Genomic DNA, 19,518 nt, shown 5'->3' on the forward strand with positions numbered 1-19,518 from the left:
TAATCTAGCATGGTTCTTGTCAGTAAATGATAAAAGTATTTTGCTATGAACGTAGCGATAAGTTTGCTGAGGGTAGGCAAAATAGAATGCCATAAAAAATGGCTTACCCATATTAAATAAGTAAGCCAAAAAATAACTATCAGGTTTCTATAACTTTATTAGCCAATCGACTATAAATTCGGATTTAACCACTTCTCAGCTGTCTTCATATCCCAGCCTTTACGCTCAGCATAACTCTCTAACTGATCACGGCTGATTTTTCCGACGTTGAAGTATTCACTGTCAGGATGCGAGTAATAGAATCCGCTGACCGATGACGCAGGCCACATCGCATAGCTTTCGGTCAAGGTCGTACCGATCGCATCTACCGTACCGAGCCAGTCAAACAACTTGCCTTTTTCGGTATGCTCAGGACAGGCAGGGTAGCCAGGTGCAGGGCGGATGCCGACGTATTTTTCTTTAATCATCTCATCATTGGTGAGTGACTCGGTCGGTTGGTAGCCCCAATATTCTTTACGAATTAGCTCATGTAGATGCTCGGCAAACGCTTCGGCTAAACGGTCAGATAGCGCCTGTACCATAATGGCATTGTAGTCATCGCCTGCCGCTTTGTATTGCTCAGCCAGTGCTTCTGTACCGACGATGGAGACAGTAAAGCCGCCCAAGTGATCGGTATGCGTCTCTGATGGCGAAATAAAGTCTGCCAAGCTAAAGTTTGGCTTGCCACTAGCTTTGTCGCTTTGCTGACGTAAGTGCTCAAACTGGTAGGTCGGTTTACCGCCATCAGCAGGCGCATTGTCATATACAGTGACGGTATCTGCGCCAGTACGGCGAGCGGGCATCAGTTTAAAGACACCTTTTGCTACGATTGATTTCTCATCAATCATCTTTTGTAGCAGCTCTTCTGCATTTTCAAACAAATCACGAGCCGCTTCACCAACCACATCATCCTGCAATATTTTCGGGTATTTACCAGTCAGACCCCAAGAGATGAAGAATGGTGTCCAGTCAATATAAGGTAGCAAATTGCTGATTGGATAGTCATCCAATATGACTTGTCCTAGCTTATTTGGCACTGGTGGCACATAGGTTTCCCAGTCGTACTGAAAGCCAATCTTGACCGATTCGGCATAGGTGACTTTGGCAGCTTTTGGTTGACGCTTAGCCAGACGCTCACGCACTTTAACATATTCTTCACGTGTCTCATCGATGAGTGCTTGACGATGCTCTTTTGATAGCAATTTGGTCACCACGCCGACTGAGCGCGAAGCGTCCGATACATAGATGACGCCATCGTTTTGATATTGCGGCTCGACCTTGACAGCAGTATGCGCTTTCGACGTCGTTGCACCGCCGATCATTAATGGTAGTGTCATGCCGCGCTCTTGCATCTGCTTGGCGACATAGACCATCTCATCGAGACTTGGAGTAATTAGACCAGACAGACCGATGATATCAACTTTCTCTGCGATGGCAGTATCGAGGATTTTTTCACATGGCACCATGACGCCCAGATCGACGATATCATAGCCATTACAGCCAAGCACCACACCGACGATGTTTTTGCCGATATCATGCACGTCGCCTTTGACGGTTGCCATTAGGATTTTACCTTTGACTTCGCCTTCGACTTTTTCCGCTTCGATATATGGGTTTAGCCACGCAACAGACTGCTTCATCACGCGGGCAGATTTTACGACTTGCGGTAGGAACATTTTACCAGCACCGAATAGGTCACCGACGATATTCATACCGTCCATGAGCGGCCCTTCGATGACTTCTAGCGGTTTAGGGTACTTCTCCCATGCTTCTTTGGTATCCGCTTCGATAAAGGTCGTCACGCCTTTGACCAGTGCGTGGGCGATACGTTCTTCTACCGTGCCTTCGCGCCAGCTCATATCGACAGTACTGTCTTTTTTCTTGCCGCCATCTTGGTAGTTTTCAGCGACCGTCATCAGACGCTCAGTCGCATCTTGACCAGTTTCACCTTGATTGCGATTGAGCATGACGTCTTCGATAGCGTCACGGGCTTCCTTTGGAATATCATCGTACAGCTCAAGCATGGCTGGGTTGACGATACCCATGGTCAGGCCGTTTTTGATCGCGTGGTATAAGAATACGGAGTTGATCGCTTCACGGATTGGGTTACCACGGAAACTAAACGAGACGTTGGATACGCCGCCCGAGACCATGGCGTTCGGCAGGTTTTCCGTAATCCAGCGTGTGGCATTGATAAAGTCAGCGCCATAGTTATTATGCTCGGTGATACCCGTTGCAACGGCAAAGATATTGGGGTCAAAGATAATGTCTTCTGATGGGAAGCCCACTTCGTTGACCAGTACGTCATAGCTGCGTTTAGATATTTCAATCTTGCGCTCGTAAGTGTCAGCCTGTCCGTCTTCATCGAATGCCATAACGATAATCGCAGCACCATAACGCATGCATAATTTGGCACGCTCAACGAACTCAGCATGACCTTCTTTTAATGAGATAGAGTTAACGACAGATTTGCCCTGCGTACGTTTAAGGCCTTCTTCTATAATGTCCCATTTAGACGAGTCAATCATCAGTGGGACACGGCTAATATCTGGCTCGCCTGAGACTAAGTTGACGAAATGAATCATCGCTTGCTTGGAGTCAAGCATGCCTTCGTCCATATTGATGTCGACGATCTGCGCGCCACCCTCGACCTGATCACGCGCGACATCGAGTGCTTCGGTATAGGCTTCGGTTTTAATCAAACGTAGGAATTTTTTAGAGCCTGTAACGTTGGTACGCTCACCGACATTGACAAACAAGCTATCAGAATTGATGGTAAATGGCTCTAGACCTGATAGTCGGCAGGCAGGCGCTATCTCAGGGATGACACGCGGTGGATAGTTCGCCACGACTTTAGCAATTTGACGGATATGCTCAGGCGTCGTACCACAGCAGCCGCCAACGATGTTTAAGATACCTGCTTTGGCAAACCCTTCGAGTAGGGCAGCGGTTTCTTCAGCGGTTTCATCATACTCACCAAACTCATTGGGCAGACCTGCGTTTGGGTGCGCTGACACATAAGTATTGGCGATATTAGATAGCGTTTGAATGTGTGGACGTAGCGCATCAGCACCAAGCGCACAGTTGAAGCCAACAGATAGAGGCTTGGCATGGCGGATAGAGTTATAAAACGCCTCGGCCGTTTGTCCCGATAGTGTGCGACCTGACGCGTCGGTAATCGTACCCGAAATCATAATTGGCAACTCAAAGCCAATATCGTCAAATACACCAGTGATGGCAAATATCGCTGCTTTAGCATTTAACGTATCAAAGATCGTCTCAATCAAAATAATATCGACGCCGCCTTCTATCAGGCATAAGGTCGCTTCGCGGTAGTTGAGTACCAACTCATCAAAGGTAATATTACGAAACGCAGGATCATTGACATCAGGCGATAGCGAGCACGTACGTGACGTCGGACCCACGACGCCCGCGACGAAGCGCGGTTTATCAGGCGTTTTTGCGGTAAATTCATCCGCCGCTTCTCGAGCAATCTTGGCCGCTGTCCTATTTAGTTCTGGCACTAGATACTGCATATCATAGTCAGCCATCGACAGACGCGTACCGTTAAAGGTATTGGTCTCGATGATATCAGCGCCCGCTAGCAGATGATCGTGATGAATGTCTTTAATCATGTGCGGCTGAGTCAGTACCAGCAGGTCGTTGTTGCCGCGTACATCTTGGTCGATATCAGCAAAACGCTCACCACGATAATCCGCTTCTTCTAGTTTATAGGTCTGAATCTGCGTACCCATCGCACCGTCTAACATCAAAATGCGTGATGCCATCTGCTCAGTAATACGTGCACGTGCGGTTAGCTGCTGCTCTTTAAATGGAAATACAGCAGGCGGCGTTAATATAAAGTCATTAGCGGATGAGGAACTAGAGGCGGTATCGGTATGAAAATCGGTTGGTGAGGTCGTCGTTGGAATCATAGGTGTGCTGCTTATATCGTAATTATTAAAAAAAGAAGGAATAACAAACCAGTAGCATGCAGAGTCTCACGAAGAGGACCGCAAATTTGCATTATTTTAGCATGAAAAGTTTGCTACATAGGGATACTGCATATTCCTCTTTGGCAATAGATAAATAAGAGGAGAGCTAAGTAACAAAGTAAGGTATTAGAGTCTATTTCATAAAGCAGATACGCACAAATGAATATCATTTCGCTAAGGGCTTACATAAAGCTTTTCTTTTGCAAATGAAAGCCAACGGAAACGCTCAGAAGTCAGACAGAATTTACACCCATACCACAAAAAATTGCGCAAAGTCAGGTTGATAAAGATTGCTTACATGTTAATTTAATTTCAGAAATACAAGGTCTTAGTAAGTCCTACTTATAAATACAGGCTCATTTATTAGCAGTAACTTGTATCAGAAGTATCGGTATTAGCAGTGCAATACGGTGAGCAAATGGCATTAGCAGGCAGGACGATCTGTAAGACAGTAGTATCATAGTTGAAACAATACCAACGTCAAAGAAATTCAAATCATTAAGGAAAATGTTATGAAACTTACTAAAATTGCCACCATCGGTACATTGGCTATCTCAATCGCAGGTCTAAGTGCTTGTAATAATATGATGCCAGCAAAGACGGGCGATATGAAAGCACCAATGCACAGTCAGAGTATGGCTAAGATGAATGTCGTACAAATTGCCCAAAGCAATCCTGATTTTTCAGTATTGGTAGAAGCGGTACAAGCAGCAGGTCTAGTCGATATGTTGTCTGATCCTAACGCCCACTATACGGTATTTGCACCGACCAATGCTGCCTTTATGCAAGCATTACAAGAAACCGGTATGACTAAAGCACAGTTATTTGCCAATAAACCACTATTGACTAAAGTATTGGGTTATCACGTAGTCGCTGGTGATATGGCTATGTATGCCAAAGATGTGAAGCCTGGTAACGTAATGACCGCTAGCAAAGACACGCTAATGGTGACCAAAGAAGGCAAACTAATGGATGAGAATGGTCGCACAACGAACATCGTGAAGACTGACATCGCTGCTAACAATGGTGTCGTCCATGTAATCGATAGAGTATTGTTGCCTAAATAAGTATTAACTGAGGCATACCCACTATATTTATTGCAAGACTAAGCAGCCATTGTTTGTGATGATTTCATTATCAGACAATGGCTGTTTTAGACTTTAGAGCTTTATCTATATAAGTTTCTGTTTAGGTTTAAATTTTAAAACAGAAATCTAAAAGTAGTTAATCAACAGCATTTTGTCTTAAATATCGCAATAACTGATATACAAGCAAACAATGCTATATACGTGATTGATACAGTGTTGCTACCTAAGTAAATACCATTTAAAAATTAAACAGTTAGACTGAGAACTATCAATATAACGGACCAAATAGTATGACTAAGTAATTGATACATTTATCAATCAATGGTTGCCATTATATTTATCGAAAGTTATTAATTTAAATAAATCCCTTAAACAATTATTTATCCAAAAAGGAATTACCCATGTTAAAGAAGAACTTGTTATCTATCGCAGTTGTAACCGCAGCCATGTCACTAGCAGCGTGTAACGACACTGAAACTGTTGCAGAGCCAACTGAACCAGAAGCGACTGAAGAGATGGCAGTTGAGCCAGTTGCTGAGACAGAAGCTGTTGAAGCAGAACCAATGGCCGAAATGGACATGGAAGCGACTCAAACTATCGCTGAAATCGCAGCAGAAAACGAAAACTTAACTATCTTAACCGCTGCGCTACAGGCTGCTGGTCTTGATACTATGCTAATGGAAGAAACTAAGCATACTGTATTTGCCCCAACTGATGATGCGTTTGCGCCAGTATTAGAAAAACTAGGTGTGACTAAAGAAGAGTTATTGGCCAATACAGACTTGCTAAAAACTGTCCTTCCTTACCATGTACTAGCAATGGAAGTTAAAGCGGCTGATATCCCATACGGTACTGAGATCGAAACAGCGAACGGTAAAACTATCACTATTAGCGAAGATAACGTTATTACTGATGCTACTGGTAACACAGCAAATATCACTGGTACAGATATCATGGCAACCAATGGTGTGGTTCACACTATCGATGCAGTGTTAATGCCTGAATAAGCTATTTCTTAGTTTGTAGGTTTTGAATCTACAAGTTAATTAAAGAAAGCCTAGCCATCGTGCTAGGCTTTTTTATGTCTATGAATTAAGAACGCGAAAATTAAGAATAGGGAAGTTAAGGAACAGAAGTTGAAGCGATGAGATAAGCTATGGGTTAACTATACGGGTACGGCTACCTAATAAAAATGAGGTCACAAAACACTAAGGTAAGATTTATAAGAGAGGATGAAAAAAATAAAGTGACTGTCATATGTTATTTCAAAGACAGGTTAATTTTGAGAGGTAAAAGGGTGGTTTTAAGGTATTAAATCAGTTTGTATGAACGTGGATTTTGATGTTTTTCCGGTAAGCTATTCTGTGGCGGTGTAAAAAATATCCAAACAAAAAGCCCGAGAACATGGTCTCGGGCTCTTTGTTTATTCAATAAGATTAAGGAGAAATCCTATTAAATCAAATTACACATTGTCTTTACGTAATGGATCAGCGTTCATGCTTTTTTGCTGTGCTAAATGACGCTCTTCCCAATACGGTGCGTTTTTGATGCCGAACTTAGCAGGATCAAAGCTATAGCGAGTTACGCCAGCTTTACGCTGAGCTTCATAGTCTTTAAGCATAGTAAGTGTTGGACGAGCCACGATGAAGATGACAAGAATACCAACAATGTTAAGCCAAGCCATAAGACCAACACCGATATCACCGATTGCCCAGATATAACCAGCTGAGTTTAGACCACCATAAGCAACCATCGCCATGATAAGCACTTTCACTAGGAATAGACCAGTTCTGTTCGCGCTACGACCAAGGAAGCGTGTTAAGTAAGCCACGTTTACTTCAGCGATGTAGTAGTAAGCCAGAATTGTTGTAAAGGCAAAGAAGAATACAGCGATTGCGATAAAGGCATTACCAAACGTACCGTATACAGATTCCATTGCCATTTGCGTGAACGCAGGAGCATTGATTTCAGTAGTAGCAGCAACGTTTTGTACGATGAATTGACCATCTGGTAGCGTACCTTGAATGTTGTACATACCAGTAGATAGAATCATGAAGGCAGTAGCAGAACATACTAGTAACGTATCAACGTATACTGAGAATGCCTGAACGAGACCCTGCTGTGATGGATGCTCAACTTCAGCAGCAGCAGCAGCGTGAGGCCCTGTACCCTGACCAGCTTCGTTAGAGTAGATACCACGTTTCACACCCCAACCGATAGCAGCACCAAAACCTGCTTGTGCAGTAAATGCATCACCAACGATCATACCAAATACATCTGGAATCAAGCTGAAGTTGCTGAACATGATGATTAGCGCTAAAGCAATATAACCTAATGCCATGAAAGGTACTGCAAACTCGGTAAAGGTTGCAATACGCTTAATACCACCGAAGATGATGATACCTAGCACTACTAAGATGATAGCCAAGCCGACCAAACGCATAGAGCCAACTTCTAGGCCTGCAATGTTCATGATCGTACCTTCGCCCATTACCTGTGCAAATGCACTGATAACACCGTTCGCCTGTACACCAGGTAAGAACATACCACATGATAAAATAGAAGCGATTGCGAAGAGGATGCCGTACCACTTTTGACCAAGGGCACGTTCAAAGTAATAAGCTGGGCCACCGCGATATTCGCCAGTTACCACATCTTTTTCTTTATAAATTTGAGCAAGAGTAGATTCGACATAGGCTGTAGATGCGCCTAGAAAAGCTACGACCCACATCCAGAATACGGCACCTGGGCCACCGAAGCCGATAGCAGCAGCTACCCCAGCGATGTTACCCATACCCACACGACCGGCGAGTGAGACGGCAAGTGCCTGAAATGATGAGATACCCTGTGCACTAGATTTACCAGTGAATAGGAGTTTGATCATCTCACCGAATAGACGTACTTGTACAAAGCGCGTCATAATGGAATAGAACAGACCGGCACCCAAGCAGAGATAAATCAGCGCTGGGCTCCAGATAATTCCATTTACTAAGTTAACTAAACCTTCCATATTTATGTTCCTAGTACTGTCTCAAGGTGGCACTGTTTGCTAGGAGTAAACTAACTGGTTAACTTACTTATTTAAGTTAAGCAGTTAAAGTCTCTGCATCGACTTATTTGTTGTCTAAGTCTCATGTGCTTGGCCACCAAGAATGGACTGTAGTTGTCTGTATTTACCCGCGTATCTCGTCAGTAATACGGACTATTTGCATAGCGCTTATCACTGACAATATTAATATCAGCTGCGTTTACTATTATTCTACAACCTCAACTACTGCGGTCTTCTATCATCATGTTATACATCAGATGAGTCATAAGTTGACCGGCGGATAAAACAGGCGGTTATATAATTAAATATCCATCACCATGATGGCATTCAACTTACTATGAGCTGTCTTGAATGAATCCATGGCTGGTATGGCGAATTGACAGTATTTAGCGATAATTTGACAGTTAATTGATGTTTTTATTAAGAAATTAACAACTCGCTAATACTAATCAAACTATAAGTCCACTACCAAATGTATTCAAACCGTACGGCTACGTAACTGCAATTTGCCATATTTTTGTACTAATTACTAGAAATTTCTTTATAGACAGTAGATATATTCATATTTCATTTGGCAGATACATTAGCAAGATTTGGATAATATATAAATAATTGTTTGTACTTTCATAACATTTAGTCTGATTCCTCTAGACTGCTAGATTTTTGCTCTATATCTATCATGATAAAAACGCGTTATCGTTGACACTATGCGGTTGTGTTTTGGTAACGGTCAATTGTAAAAAGCCGTATATAACGCCATCATTAGGACAACTTCTTTTGATATCATGCTGATAGAGTGATGCGCAGATATACAATATATAGAGCGCATGACCGCTGTATGAATACCAAGAAAACTTAAAAATATTAAAAACGTGGTACTGGATATTTGTTATTTATCATTATTAGGAGAATCAACAATGACGCGTAAATCTATTATGAAGCCGATGTTGCTAGCCGCTTTATTGACAACCTCTACGATTGGTCTAAGCGGCTGTGGCTACAACAACCTGCAAGCACAAGATGAACAGGTCACTGCTTCATGGTCAGAAGTGGTTAACCAGTATCAGCGCCGTTCTGATTTGGTGCCAAACTTAGTCAAAGTCGTACAGCAATACGCCGAGCAAGAGCAAGAGGTCTTCACCCAAGTGGCAGAAGCTCGCTCACGTGCGGGCGGTATCACGGTGACGCCAGAAGTACTCAATGATCCAGAAGCGATGGAGCGTTATGCAGCAGCGCAAGAGCAGATGACAGGCGCATTGTCACGTTTGATGGCGGTATCTGAGCGTTATCCAGATCTAAAATCAGATGCACTGTTTCAAGATTTACAAGCGCAGTTAGAAGGTACTGAGAACCGTATTGCTGTGGCTCGTAACCGCTATATCCAAGAAGTGCAAGGATACAATACAACGGTACGTCAGTTCCCAACCAACATCACTGCAAAAGTATTTGGGATGGATACTAAGCCCAACTTTAGTGTGGCCAATGAAGAAGCGATTTCAACCGCACCAAGTGTTGATTTTGGCGACTCTGCAGAAAAGTCAGCTGAATAAAATTTAGAATTAATGTGACGACAGAGCAGCATAGGCAGCTCTGTTTATTTAGCTAATGGTTCAATGATGATTAGTTAGAGTCTATCAATTGGTAAAGATGTTATCTGAGGTGGTATAGATTAGATGAATAATTCAAAAGCAATCTTATCAGCATTACTGTTTACGTTAGGTGTCGTCAGCGTGCCTGTATTGCACGCTGCACCCAATGATACAGCGGTGGCGACAGATAGCACCTCGGATCTGCAAAACCGTAGTGTCGAAGAGTTGGTGGCCGTTGCTAAAGCAGGCGAGTCTAACGAAGCAATCAATGATGCTGTATTAAATAACGATGCTATCAATGAAGCGGTGCTCGGCAACGACGCTATCAATCAAAACGCAGATAACCAAAGCGCAGCAAATGGTACTGCCAATGCTCAAACCGATCAGCCACCAGTACGCTCCAGTGCCGAGGGTGTTGACGCTGATAAGTTGATACTCAATGAACCAGTCGTTGATCAGGCCAATATTTTAAATCCCCAAGAGAAGCTACGTCTAGAGGCTCAGCTTCGAAGTATCTATCAGCAGGGATTAGCACAAGCAGCGGTGGTTATCGTACCAACTACCAATGGCGTACCAATATTTGATTATGCCTTGCAAGTTGCTGAGAAGTGGGAACTGGGTGATGAAGCTATCGATGACGGTCTGCTAATTGTGGTCGCTGTCAATGACCGTGATATGTATATCCTAACGGGTTATGGACTAGAAGGCGTCTTACCAGATGCAGCGGTTAACCGCGTCATTCGAGAAGATATCACGCCGTTATTTAAGCAAAATAACTATGGTGCAGGGATAATCGCTGGCGTTGAATCGCTCAAAACGCGCTTAACTGCTGACCCTGAAGTCTTAGCCCGTGCTGATGCACAAGCTGCAGAACGTACTGCCCAGCAAAGCTCAGACGAGCTGCCATCACCTATTTTCTTATTTATCATGGCGATGATTTTTGGTAGCTTTATTACTAATATATTGGGTCGAGTATTTGGTTCTATTATTACCGCTGGCGGGTTTTTTGCAGGTTCGATGGCTTTAGGCGGCGGTTTCTTCATGACACTGATTATGGCAATCTTCATCTGGATGTTTTTGATCTCACGCGGCGGTGGCGGTGGAAAAGGCGGCGGCGGTAAAGGTGGGCGCAGAGGCGGCATGATTTTCTTACCCGGTATGGGCGGCGGTAGTGGAGGCGGCTTTGGCGGTGGTGGTTTCGGAGGAGGCGGCTTTGGCGGCGGCGGCGGTGGTTTCGGCGGCGGCGGTGCAGGTGGCTCGTGGTAAGTATTCCACACACTCAAACAAAATAAACTCTACATAACCATCGAAATGACGTACTTGAGGAAATAATATAATGGTAGAAGACAACGCTTCAAACCCCAGTTTTGCCCGCTGGTGGCGTCAAGTTTTGTTCGTCCCTTTATTACATAGTAAGTGGCTAACAACAGAATCCAAGGCACGCTTAACAGATGCTGTGACACGAGCCGAACGTGGGCATCGTGGTGAAGTGTTCTTAATCGTAGAAAACCATCTGCCTATCCAAGAGGCCTATCGCATGAACTGCCGTGAACGTGCGATTGATTTGTTTAGCGAATATCGCGTCTGGGACACGGAAGAAAATACGGGCGTCTTGATCTATGTCAATATATGCGAGCGTAAACTAGAGATTGTCGCAGACCGCGGTATTAGTGCTCATGTTAGTCCGACTGTATGGAATGCCATGTGTGAAAAAGCGGTATCTGGTATTGCTACTCAAAAAACAGAAGAGAGCTTGGCTGAACTGCTAGACGAAGTGGGGCAGGTGCTACGTCAATATTATCACCTAGAGCATGATCCAGAAGGCAATGAGCTGTCCGATACAGTGGTATTTCTAAAGTAGTGTGTGTCTGGTGTGGTTTTATTAAGACGCTTACTTTTATAAACAGGTTATCTATACGGTCAAAGGGTTTTGTTTTAGGCAATATACTTTTAGTGTTAAAATAATGGTTCTGGGACAGATAGTGCCTTGTATATGCATGGTTTGATTATCTTACTTTGCAACATTTACGATGGCTCGTCCCGATAACGCCATTATTGGAATACTATGATTGAGTTAGTAAAGAAACTACCGAAAGCTGAACTTCATCTACATATTGAAGGTTCGCTAGAGCCTGAGCTGATGTTTAGATTGGCCAAAAAGAACAACGTAGAGATACCTTACAAAGATATCGAAGATGTACGCAGTGCTTATAACTTCACCAATCTACAGACCTTTTTAGATATCTATTATGCGGGCGCAAACGTTCTGCTCACAAAAGATGATTTTTATGATTTGACGTGGGAGTATATTCTTAAATGTGTCGAAGACAATGTCATCCATACAGAGATATTCTTTGACCCACAGACGCATACCGATCGCGGCGTGCCTTTTGAAGCAGTAATCACAGGTATTAAAGAAGCACTGGCAGATGCCAAAGCAAAATACGGTATCACATCATGCATCATCATGTGTTTTTTGCGTCATTTATCGCAAGAAGAAGCTTTTGAAACGTTAGAGCAAGCACTGGACTATAAAGACGACATTATCGGTGTGGGTCTGGACTCATCAGAATTAGGCAACCCGCCATCGAAGTTTAAAGAGGTCTTCCAAAAAGCTAAAGAAGAAGGCTTTAAGTTGGTTGCTCACGCAGGCGAAGAAGCAGACTTTTCGTATATCTACGAAGCGCTAGATTTATTGAATATCAATAGAATTGATCACGGTGTGCAATCTATAAAAAGCCCAGAGTTGATGCAAAGACTCAAAGATGAGCAAATGCCACTGACCGTTTGCCCGAACTCAAACATCGAGCTAAAAGTTTTCGAGACTTATAAAGAGCACAATATTAAAGAGCTTTTAGATTATGGTCTAAATATCAGTGTTAATTCAGACGACCCTGCGTACTTCAAAGGTTACGTGAATCAAAATTTCATCAATCTGTATGAGAACCTACCAATTACGGAAGACGATGTTATTACATTAGTAAAAAACTCGTTTAAATCGGCATTTATCAATGATGAGTTAAAAGAAGCTTACTTGGCGAGAGTTGATCTTGCATTGAAATAATTTTAACGAGTTCGTTATGAGTAGTAAAGGCGTAACGGTTTATATAAACTGTTACGCCTTTTTTGTTGCCTGTCGTTAGTAGTACTTACGAGCAGTAGTAATTATAAAGCAGTAATTTCTTCTATCAGCAGTGGCAGTACTATTCCAGCCTTTTCTGCTAATGTGATATCGACAATGGTATTTGGTGTTGGGTCAGGGTTGATCTCGATAACTTGCGCGCCATTTTGTTTGGCTAGCTGTGCTAAACCAGCAGCAGGATAGACCAAGCTTGATGTACCGATACTGATAAACACCTCGCAATTAGCCGCAGCATCTTCGGCAGCCTGCCAGGCCTGTACAGGTAGAGCTTCGCCAAACCAAACAATATCTGGTCTGATGTAACCGTCGCAATGCGGACAGCTAAGCAGTGTTTCATCAAAACTCATTGTGCCTTGATTATCGTATGACGCTCTCGATTTATCTTGATAGGGTATCTCACACTGACCACAGCGGTTACGCCACAGATGACCATGCAGGTGAGTCACCGCGCTACCAGCTTGCTCGTGCAAATCATCGACATTTTGGGTAATGAGTGTCACTTGCTGATCGGAGGTTTGCGCATGATACTGCCACTGAGCCAACGCATGATGGGCAGGATTTGGCGCTTTGTCTGCGACCATTTGCCGACGCCATTGATACCATGACCACACCAGCTTTGGATCACGAGTGAACGCTTCAGGGGTTGCCAAGTCTTCGACACCGTAATTCTCCCACAGTCCTGTTTGCTTATCTCGAAATGTTGGGATGCCACTTTCTGCTGAAATGCCAGCCCCAGTCAAAATGCAAATACGCTGTTTCGATGACAACAGTTGTGCTGCAAGTTTTACTTCTGCTATTAACGCTGGTGATAATTCTGCTAACATGAGCCAACCCTTGCTAATAATGGATATTTTTACTTATGATAGACGGAATTTGGTGGCTTGTCATATTGTTCGCTGTCATCGCAGTTTTATGGTTCGTGGCAAAATCACGCGGCGCAAAAGCAGGTGAAAAGCATAGCGGCATAAAATCAAAAAATTCAACACCGAATGATGCGCTGCAAAAAACATCAGCGATATTAAAACAGCATTTTTCTGATTATCGAGTCACACGTAAGGCAAATCATTTACTCGTTAGCAAACAAGATAAAAAAATTGCGATGATTACGATTGATAAAAAGATTGCTGAGGGTCAGCGCCGTTTGGGTGATGTGCCAGTGATTAATTATCACCGTATACCTAGCCGTGCTCAATTGACTGCCAATCTACAGGATGCAGAGTAATTTTGCTATATAGTCAATCCTCTATAAATTGGCTACGGTGTCAGTCTCGCTCAATCTACTACTTGTAGTACTTTCACTCGGCTTCCTTGTATCCAAATTATACTGAATCGACTATAGGTGAGAGCACTAGAAGTATACAAGCACAGAAAAACTACAAATATTCTGATATGTAGGTTTAATAAGTATAGGAAGTTTAAGATAGTACTAAGAGAAGGGTAGAGCAAGATTGTAAACAGTATGATTGGTGCGCTCGGCGGGAATCGAACCCACGACCCTCGGCTTCGGAGGCTAGAACCACCATATTTCGTTAAATGACTTTGATGTATATAAACCTACTATACGTTATAAATAAAGGGATAGGAAGAATTTTATGCCATGACGTTTAGCGTATTTTAAAGTATTTTATAGCAACATTGATATCAATTTTGGTCACTAGTTAAGTATAGAATTCAATCATTTTTTATAGTATTAATGTACGTATTTTATACTTAACTTTTTCAGAAATTACTGATTAAGCGAATTATTAACTCATCAAAGTAATATTGGAATAAATTACTGTAGAAATGGGCTGCTATAATTTCGAAAAAATAGTCAGGTATTTCAGCCGTAGTTTAGATCTTAACGATTTTTCGAATGCATTGAAGAAACGGTTCTGGACTACACTTGCAAATACTCTGATATTGAGTTTTTGACAACAACGTTTTGAGTTTATCTTCTTTTGATTTACCTTGTTAAGCCATCAATAATCCTACAGTAACCTCAAAAAAACACTCATCTTTGATAGTAATACTGACTTTACCTTTATGGGCATTAGCGATGGCCTGCACGATAGACAATCCCAATCCTGTACCTGCGTACTTATGACTAGTCTTATCATGACGATAGAATCGCTCGAATAATTTATCAGCCTCTTTCTGATCTAATGGTTTGTCTAAACGATTGGTTATCGTTATCCTTAACCGTTGCTGCTTTGAGGGTCGAACCTCGTCTTTAGTCACATTAAGTGAGGTGGTTGAGGTGAGGATGGTAGCGGATATCATGATAGTACTATCACTAGCTGCATAATAAATGGCATTTGATATCAGGTTGGCAAACAGCCGTTGCAATAAGCCTTCATCACCCAACACCATTTCAAAATCACCTGATTTCTCAAAAGTTATCCCTCGATCTTCTGCAATCATTTCATAGTAATCAACAAGCTTGGTGATTAAACTATCCGTATCCACGTGACTGATTTGCGAGTCACTTAATCCTTTTTGGGTTTTTGCCAGTAGCAGCATATTGTTTATCATGGCCGACAGCTGCTCTAACGTGTCATGCTGATGATGTAGCTGCTCAATGTATTCGTCGCCTTCTCTTGGCTTAGTTAACATGACCTGCGTTTGTGTACTCAGCGTCGCTATTGGCGTACGTAGCTCATGAGCGATATTGTCTGAAAACCGAGACAAAGACTCAAAGTTACTTTCAAGCTTGACCATCATCGAATTATAAGACTCTGCTAGTGGTCGCAGCTCTAACGGCATATCGCCAACCGATACTCTTTCGTCTAACCTTTGCAGGTTTATGCCTTTCATTTTTTGGACGATAGTGGCCAGAGGCGCAAACCCCCAATACACACTTAATGCCGCTACTGAAACCAACAACAAGGTGATGGCTGTGAGTATCAAGCTCAGCTGGCGATTAAACTGGATAAGATATTGATGATGCACATTGGTAGGTAGGGCAATAAACGCCAAAATCTCTTGATTTGGAATAATAATGGCTCGGTAATGCCTATTGTTTATCTTGATCATAAACTGCTGATCGTGATGTTCCTGCCATAGTGATAACAAACTAAAATCGGCTGGCAAACTATGAATGAAACTACTGGGGTCACTGGATAATAACTTGCCTTTTTTATCTGCTACTAAGGTTTTTAAATCATAATCCAGCCAAGAGGAATGCAAGTGATTGTCATCAATGAGTGATTGGGACTTTGACACTGTGAATGGTTCTATGGGCTCGTTAACACTAACCATGCGTTTACGCAGATTAAAAGCTGCATGGGTGATAATCTCTGAGTCCATTTGCTCAAAGTGTCCACTCACAGAGCGCTGCACCCACGCATAGATGATGACCTGAGAGATAATAACGAAGACTGTCAATAAGGAAATCGTTCGCCATAGCAGTGACCAGCGCCGGTTTCTGAGTGTATGGTTCATGCTATTTAGAATCGTCTCCGTCCGCATCACTTTGGACCTCAGTAGCCAGCGCCTCTAAGCGATAGCCCATTCCACGCACAGTATGAATGAGCTTTGCCTCATGACCATCGTCTATTTTTATACGCAGACGCCTTATCGCCACATCAATCACATTGGTATCGTTATCAAAATTCACATCCCATACTTGGGAGGCGATCACGGTACGTGGTAGCACTTCACCTCGGCGCTCTAATAAAAACTGTAGTAAGGAAAATTCTTTTGCCGTGAGCTTAATAGGCTTGCCGCCTCTATGTACCGTGCGCTTGGCAATATCCATCTTGAGATCTGCTATTTGCAGGATCGTACTTTGATAATCGGCTTGATTGGCGCGTCGTAACAGACTCTTTATTCTGACGATCAATTCTGCAAACGCAAAAGGCTTAGTCAAATAATCATCGCCTCCAATCTCAATCCCCTTGATTTTGTCATCTAAATCATCTTTTGCGGTTAGAAATAACACTGGCGTATGCTTGCCATCCGCTCGGTAATTACGTACTAGCTCAAAACCGCTAACATCAGGCAGCATAACATCCATGAGTATCACGCTAAACTCTTCAGTCATCATAGCATGGTAGCCATCTAAACCTGTCAGCTGATGATCAACAATGAAGCCTGCTTCACTTAAGCCTTTTTTTACATATTCGCCGAGTTTTAATTCATCTTCTACTAGTAGTACTTTCATAGTAATCCTTCAATATAATTATGATTTTATAATACCCAAATCAATATAAATGACAAAACGGACTGGTATCTGACAAAGATGTCATGCGCTCGTCATCAAATGGTCAGTCTTCGTTTGTTAATCTATACCTATAGTACATAGCGGCTCATTCTTGACATTCTTGATACGAGTAGCTACTATGAATTATTACTACAGGTAATTAGTTTCAATATTTAATAATTTGTTAAGGATGTTATATGAAAAGCTATCGTTCACTCAAAAAAGCGGTACTACTATCAGCATCGATGCTTATCGGTGTAACAGCGGCTAATGCGCATACGACCAATCTAAGCACTTCAATTATCGATAGCTGCGATAACGTTACCAAGTTTGCTAAAAACCTAGATCACAATAATGCAAATGTATCGGATGCTGAAATGAAAAGCTATATCGATGCTAGAGTTGCTTGTGAAGTTCAGCATCAAGATCAGCACTTGCAGTCTGAAAAGGATTTCGTGAACAAATATGGTCGCGATCGCGATAGAAGCCCTCAAGTCATACTAAAGGATTCTATTAAGAATTAAAATCTAGAAACGTTAAGATGACAATATTGTAATCTTATTGTCATCTACCAGTCAGAAAGAATAAGGTATCATCTAAACCAATTTAACAGTCTTGACATTAAACAGACTCAGGCGTTAATAAAATAAATAGGAATTAATTATGTCATTATCTAAATCAATCGCTGCCACTGCTGTAGCTCTAATCCTTTCAACCTCAGCTATGGCGCATTCTCCAGAGATGCATGCGAAAAAAGATAGTATGAGTTGTGAAAAGATGGAGAAAAACATGCAAATGATGGAAAAAATGGATCATAGCAAGATGGATATGAAAGATCCTGCTATGAAAGCAATGATGGCTAACATGGGTAAAATGAAGCAAATGTACCAAAAAAACTGCGTTACTAACGACAGTAAATCTTAAAAATTTTAGCTCTGCTAAATAGCAGTCAACACTTAACGAAAATAAAGTTTTAGGAAAATATATGAAATTTTTATTGGGTGCGCTCTTTACCGTATTTGTGGCAATCGTTGGCGTGTTTGCGGTTGTTACTAGTGGTGTTGTCAATGTGGGAGCTGACCAAGAGCATAGCCCAATGATGTTTAGCTTTTTGGAAACCGCTCGCAATCGTTCCATAGCAAATGCCAGTAAAGATATTGTGGTACCAGACTTAGAGAAGGTCGATATCAGCTCTGGGGGCGCGGACTATAAGGATATGTGTGCAGGCTGTCACTTGTCTCCGGGAGTGGCACAAACTGACTTTAGTGAGGGCTTATATCCAAAGCCGCCCAACTTTACCAAGGCTGATATTGTCAAACGTTATCAAACAGAAGACGGTGCAAAGCAAGGCTTTTGGGCAATCAAGCACGGTATTATGGCATCTGGAATGCCTACGTGGGGTGCTTCTCATGACGACGCTAGAATGTGGGCAATGGTAGCCTTCATTAGATCGTTACCTGAATTAGATGAAGCTCAGTACACGATGCTAACCACTAGGATAGATGGCGATATGATGGACATGTCATTTGACGGTGATATGAATATGTCGGATGATGGATCTGGAATGCAGCATTAATACTTTCTAGATATGAAAGCCTCCTAACTCACGGTTGTCGCTATTATATTAATAATGCAGTACTGAACAGTGCTGCATGTAATGTTTTTAGTTAAGTACATAAGAATTAAATATAGGGTGTAAGTTTTTAGAATATCGAGCATAATAATAGACGTTTAGGAGTAATTTAATGAGACATTACACACATGTGCTTTCTAATGGACATAGCTGGTTATCCGGTCGTGTCCTTTTATTGGTGGTGACATCGTCACTCTCGTTAACGCTAGCCGCTTGCAGCCAATCTAATACCAGTGGCTCTGATTCTCAACCAGTAAAGGTTGAACAGTCTGCTACCCAGAATGCACAAGTACAAAATGAAAGTTCTGCTCCTACAAATGCTCCCGTTAACAGCTCGTCATCATTACTCAAAAACGTCTCAGCCACGGTTTATAAAGATGCCAACTGCGGCTGCTGTAAAGAATGGGTAGGCTATGCCGAAGGTCATGGTCTAAGCGCAACTGCGCAAGACGTTACAGATTTATCTTTATTTAAAGAGCGTTACGGTGTCCCGCAGCAAATGCGCTCTTGTCATACCGCCGTCACTACTAATGGTTATGTTTTTGAAGGTCACGTTCCTGCTAAACACATGGCTGAATTCTTAGCAAATCCTCCTGCACAAGCTATTGGACTTGCCGTACCGAGTATGCCGGTTGGTAGCCCCGGTATGGAGTATGAAGGTAAATTCATGCCCTATAAAGTCATGCAATTGAACAAGGATGGCAGCACTCAAGTGTATGCGGCTATTGAGTCGCCAGCGCAGCAGATGTAGTTCTATTAATAAGTTATCAGATATATAAGTTCAACTCTCATTTCATGGA

16 protein-coding genes are annotated in these 19,518 nt (G+C 42.5%); 11 read left to right on the plus strand and 5 right to left on the minus strand.

All coding sequences use genetic code 11. The features are described 5' to 3' along the window. Positions 1 to 170: 170 nt before the first annotated feature. Entirely contained in the window at positions 171 to 3,974 is a 3,804-nt protein-coding gene (gene metH, locus ACI2IW_RS11305; protein ID WP_404693702.1) for a methionine synthase, read from the minus strand. Positions 3,975 to 4,546: 572 nt separating this feature from the next. Here metH and ACI2IW_RS11310 point away from each other — a divergent pair. Then, positions 4,547 to 5,101, plus strand: a complete 555-nt coding sequence (locus ACI2IW_RS11310; protein WP_057758533.1) for a fasciclin domain-containing protein — start codon at positions 4,547 to 4,549, stop codon at positions 5,099 to 5,101. A gap of 422 nt (positions 5,102 to 5,523) precedes the next feature. Then, on the plus strand, positions 5,524 to 6,129 hold the full coding sequence (locus ACI2IW_RS11315; protein WP_057758535.1) for a fasciclin domain-containing protein: 606 nt from the start codon (positions 5,524 to 5,526) through the stop codon (positions 6,127 to 6,129). Positions 6,130 to 6,584: 455 nt separating this feature from the next. Here the strand turns inward: ACI2IW_RS11315 and ACI2IW_RS11320 are convergent, their stop codons facing one another. Continuing rightward, positions 6,585 to 8,132 carry an alanine/glycine:cation symporter family protein gene (locus ACI2IW_RS11320; protein ID WP_404693703.1) on the minus strand — a complete coding sequence of 516 codons (1,548 nt, stop codon included), beginning with the start codon at positions 8,130 to 8,132 and terminating at the stop codon, positions 6,585 to 6,587. 956 nt (positions 8,133 to 9,088) lie between these two features. On the opposite strand from ACI2IW_RS11320, the gene ACI2IW_RS11325 reads away from it, so the two are divergent. The 4 genes from ACI2IW_RS11325 to ACI2IW_RS11340 all read left to right on the plus strand — a co-directional run bounded on the left by ACI2IW_RS11325 (position 9,089) and on the right by ACI2IW_RS11340 (position 12,824). Continuing rightward, the gene (locus tag ACI2IW_RS11325; protein ID WP_404693704.1) at positions 9,089 to 9,721 is read left to right on the plus strand and encodes a LemA family protein; all 633 of its coding nucleotides are present in this window, start codon (positions 9,089 to 9,091) and stop codon (positions 9,719 to 9,721) included. 123 nt (positions 9,722 to 9,844) lie between these two features. Further along, a complete protein-coding gene (locus tag ACI2IW_RS11330; protein ID WP_102078695.1) occupies positions 9,845 to 11,026 on the plus strand; it encodes a YgcG family protein in 1,182 nt (393 codons plus the stop codon). A gap of 70 nt (positions 11,027 to 11,096) precedes the next feature. Continuing rightward, positions 11,097 to 11,621, plus strand: a complete 525-nt coding sequence (locus ACI2IW_RS11335) for a TPM domain-containing protein (RefSeq protein WP_102078696.1) — start codon at positions 11,097 to 11,099, stop codon at positions 11,619 to 11,621. Positions 11,622 to 11,825: 204 nt separating this feature from the next. Continuing rightward, positions 11,826 to 12,824 carry an adenosine deaminase gene (locus ACI2IW_RS11340; protein WP_102078697.1) on the plus strand — a complete coding sequence of 333 codons (999 nt, stop codon included), beginning with the start codon at positions 11,826 to 11,828 and terminating at the stop codon, positions 12,822 to 12,824. A gap of 101 nt (positions 12,825 to 12,925) precedes the next feature. Here the strand turns inward: ACI2IW_RS11340 and ACI2IW_RS11345 are convergent, their stop codons facing one another. Beyond that, positions 12,926 to 13,726, minus strand: a complete 801-nt coding sequence (locus tag ACI2IW_RS11345; protein ID WP_404693705.1) for an SIR2 family NAD-dependent protein deacylase — start codon at positions 13,724 to 13,726, stop codon at positions 12,926 to 12,928. A 35-nt stretch (positions 13,727 to 13,761) separates the two neighbouring features. Here ACI2IW_RS11345 and ACI2IW_RS11350 point away from each other — a divergent pair, with 35 nt between their 5' ends. Then, positions 13,762 to 14,124: a hypothetical protein gene (locus ACI2IW_RS11350; RefSeq protein ID WP_404693706.1), complete on the plus strand. Its 363-nt coding sequence runs from the start codon at positions 13,762 to 13,764 to the stop codon at positions 14,122 to 14,124. A gap of 731 nt (positions 14,125 to 14,855) precedes the next feature. On the opposite strand, the gene ACI2IW_RS11355 is transcribed toward ACI2IW_RS11350, so the two are convergent. Both ACI2IW_RS11355 and ACI2IW_RS11360 read right to left on the minus strand, forming a co-directional pair. After that, on the minus strand, positions 14,856 to 16,352 hold the full coding sequence (locus ACI2IW_RS11355; protein WP_404693707.1) for an ATP-binding protein: 1,497 nt from the start codon (positions 16,350 to 16,352) through the stop codon (positions 14,856 to 14,858). Then, positions 16,327 to 17,046 carry a heavy metal response regulator transcription factor gene (locus tag ACI2IW_RS11360; protein WP_404693708.1) on the minus strand — a complete coding sequence of 240 codons (720 nt, stop codon included), beginning with the start codon at positions 17,044 to 17,046 and terminating at the stop codon, positions 16,327 to 16,329. The genes ACI2IW_RS11355 and ACI2IW_RS11360 overlap by 26 nt, the downstream gene beginning before the upstream one ends. A 236-nt stretch (positions 17,047 to 17,282) precedes the next feature. Between ACI2IW_RS11360 and ACI2IW_RS11365 the strand changes: the two genes are divergently transcribed. The 4 genes from ACI2IW_RS11365 (at position 17,283) to ACI2IW_RS11380 (ending at position 19,469) form a co-directional block, all read left to right on the plus strand. Then, on the plus strand, positions 17,283 to 17,609 hold the full coding sequence (locus ACI2IW_RS11365) for a hypothetical protein (RefSeq protein ID WP_404693709.1): 327 nt from the start codon (positions 17,283 to 17,285) through the stop codon (positions 17,607 to 17,609). A 139-nt stretch (positions 17,610 to 17,748) separates the two neighbouring features. Beyond that, positions 17,749 to 18,009, plus strand: coding sequence for a hypothetical protein (locus ACI2IW_RS11370; RefSeq protein ID WP_102078701.1), 261 nt, complete (start codon positions 17,749 to 17,751; stop codon positions 18,007 to 18,009). A 61-nt stretch (positions 18,010 to 18,070) separates the two neighbouring features. Beyond that, positions 18,071 to 18,661 (plus strand): cytochrome c, encoded by a 591-nt coding sequence (locus ACI2IW_RS11375; RefSeq protein WP_101205938.1) that lies wholly within the window; start codon positions 18,071 to 18,073, stop codon positions 18,659 to 18,661. A 169-nt stretch (positions 18,662 to 18,830) separates the two neighbouring features. After that, the gene (locus tag ACI2IW_RS11380; protein WP_102078920.1) at positions 18,831 to 19,469 is read left to right on the plus strand and encodes a DUF411 domain-containing protein; all 639 of its coding nucleotides are present in this window, start codon (positions 18,831 to 18,833) and stop codon (positions 19,467 to 19,469) included. Positions 19,470 to 19,518: the final 49 nt, after the last annotated feature.

It is taken from the genome of Psychrobacter sp. NPDC078501 (assembly GCF_044900935.1).
Lineage (GTDB): Bacteria > Pseudomonadota > Gammaproteobacteria > Pseudomonadales > Moraxellaceae > Psychrobacter.

What these genes read in the sequence shown, in the direction of transcription:
- metH (WP_404693702.1), bottom strand. Translation starts at nt 3,974, where the DNA reads ATGATTCCAACGACGACCTCACCAACCGATTTTCATACCGATACCGCC.
- ACI2IW_RS11310 (WP_057758533.1), top strand. Translation starts at nt 4,547, where the DNA reads ATGAAACTTACTAAAATTGCCACCATCGGTACATTGGCTATCTCAATC.
- ACI2IW_RS11315 (WP_057758535.1), top strand. Translation starts at nt 5,524, where the DNA reads ATGTTAAAGAAGAACTTGTTATCTATCGCAGTTGTAACCGCAGCCATG.
- ACI2IW_RS11320 (WP_404693703.1), bottom strand. Translation starts at nt 8,132, where the DNA reads ATGGAAGGTTTAGTTAACTTAGTAAATGGAATTATCTGGAGCCCAGCG.
- ACI2IW_RS11325 (WP_404693704.1), top strand. Translation starts at nt 9,089, where the DNA reads ATGACGCGTAAATCTATTATGAAGCCGATGTTGCTAGCCGCTTTATTG.
- ACI2IW_RS11330 (WP_102078695.1), top strand. Translation starts at nt 9,845, where the DNA reads ATGAATAATTCAAAAGCAATCTTATCAGCATTACTGTTTACGTTAGGT.
- ACI2IW_RS11335 (WP_102078696.1), top strand. Translation starts at nt 11,097, where the DNA reads ATGGTAGAAGACAACGCTTCAAACCCCAGTTTTGCCCGCTGGTGGCGT.
- ACI2IW_RS11340 (WP_102078697.1), top strand. Translation starts at nt 11,826, where the DNA reads ATGATTGAGTTAGTAAAGAAACTACCGAAAGCTGAACTTCATCTACAT.
- ACI2IW_RS11345 (WP_404693705.1), bottom strand. Translation starts at nt 13,726, where the DNA reads ATGTTAGCAGAATTATCACCAGCGTTAATAGCAGAAGTAAAACTTGCA.
- ACI2IW_RS11350 (WP_404693706.1), top strand. Translation starts at nt 13,762, where the DNA reads ATGATAGACGGAATTTGGTGGCTTGTCATATTGTTCGCTGTCATCGCA.
- ACI2IW_RS11355 (WP_404693707.1), bottom strand. Translation starts at nt 16,352, where the DNA reads ATGCGGACGGAGACGATTCTAAATAGCATGAACCATACACTCAGAAAC.
- ACI2IW_RS11360 (WP_404693708.1), bottom strand. Translation starts at nt 17,046, where the DNA reads ATGAAAGTACTACTAGTAGAAGATGAATTAAAACTCGGCGAATATGTA.
- ACI2IW_RS11365 (WP_404693709.1), top strand. Translation starts at nt 17,283, where the DNA reads ATGAAAAGCTATCGTTCACTCAAAAAAGCGGTACTACTATCAGCATCG.
- ACI2IW_RS11370 (WP_102078701.1), top strand. Translation starts at nt 17,749, where the DNA reads ATGTCATTATCTAAATCAATCGCTGCCACTGCTGTAGCTCTAATCCTT.
- ACI2IW_RS11375 (WP_101205938.1), top strand. Translation starts at nt 18,071, where the DNA reads ATGAAATTTTTATTGGGTGCGCTCTTTACCGTATTTGTGGCAATCGTT.
- ACI2IW_RS11380 (WP_102078920.1), top strand. Translation starts at nt 18,831, where the DNA reads ATGAGACATTACACACATGTGCTTTCTAATGGACATAGCTGGTTATCC.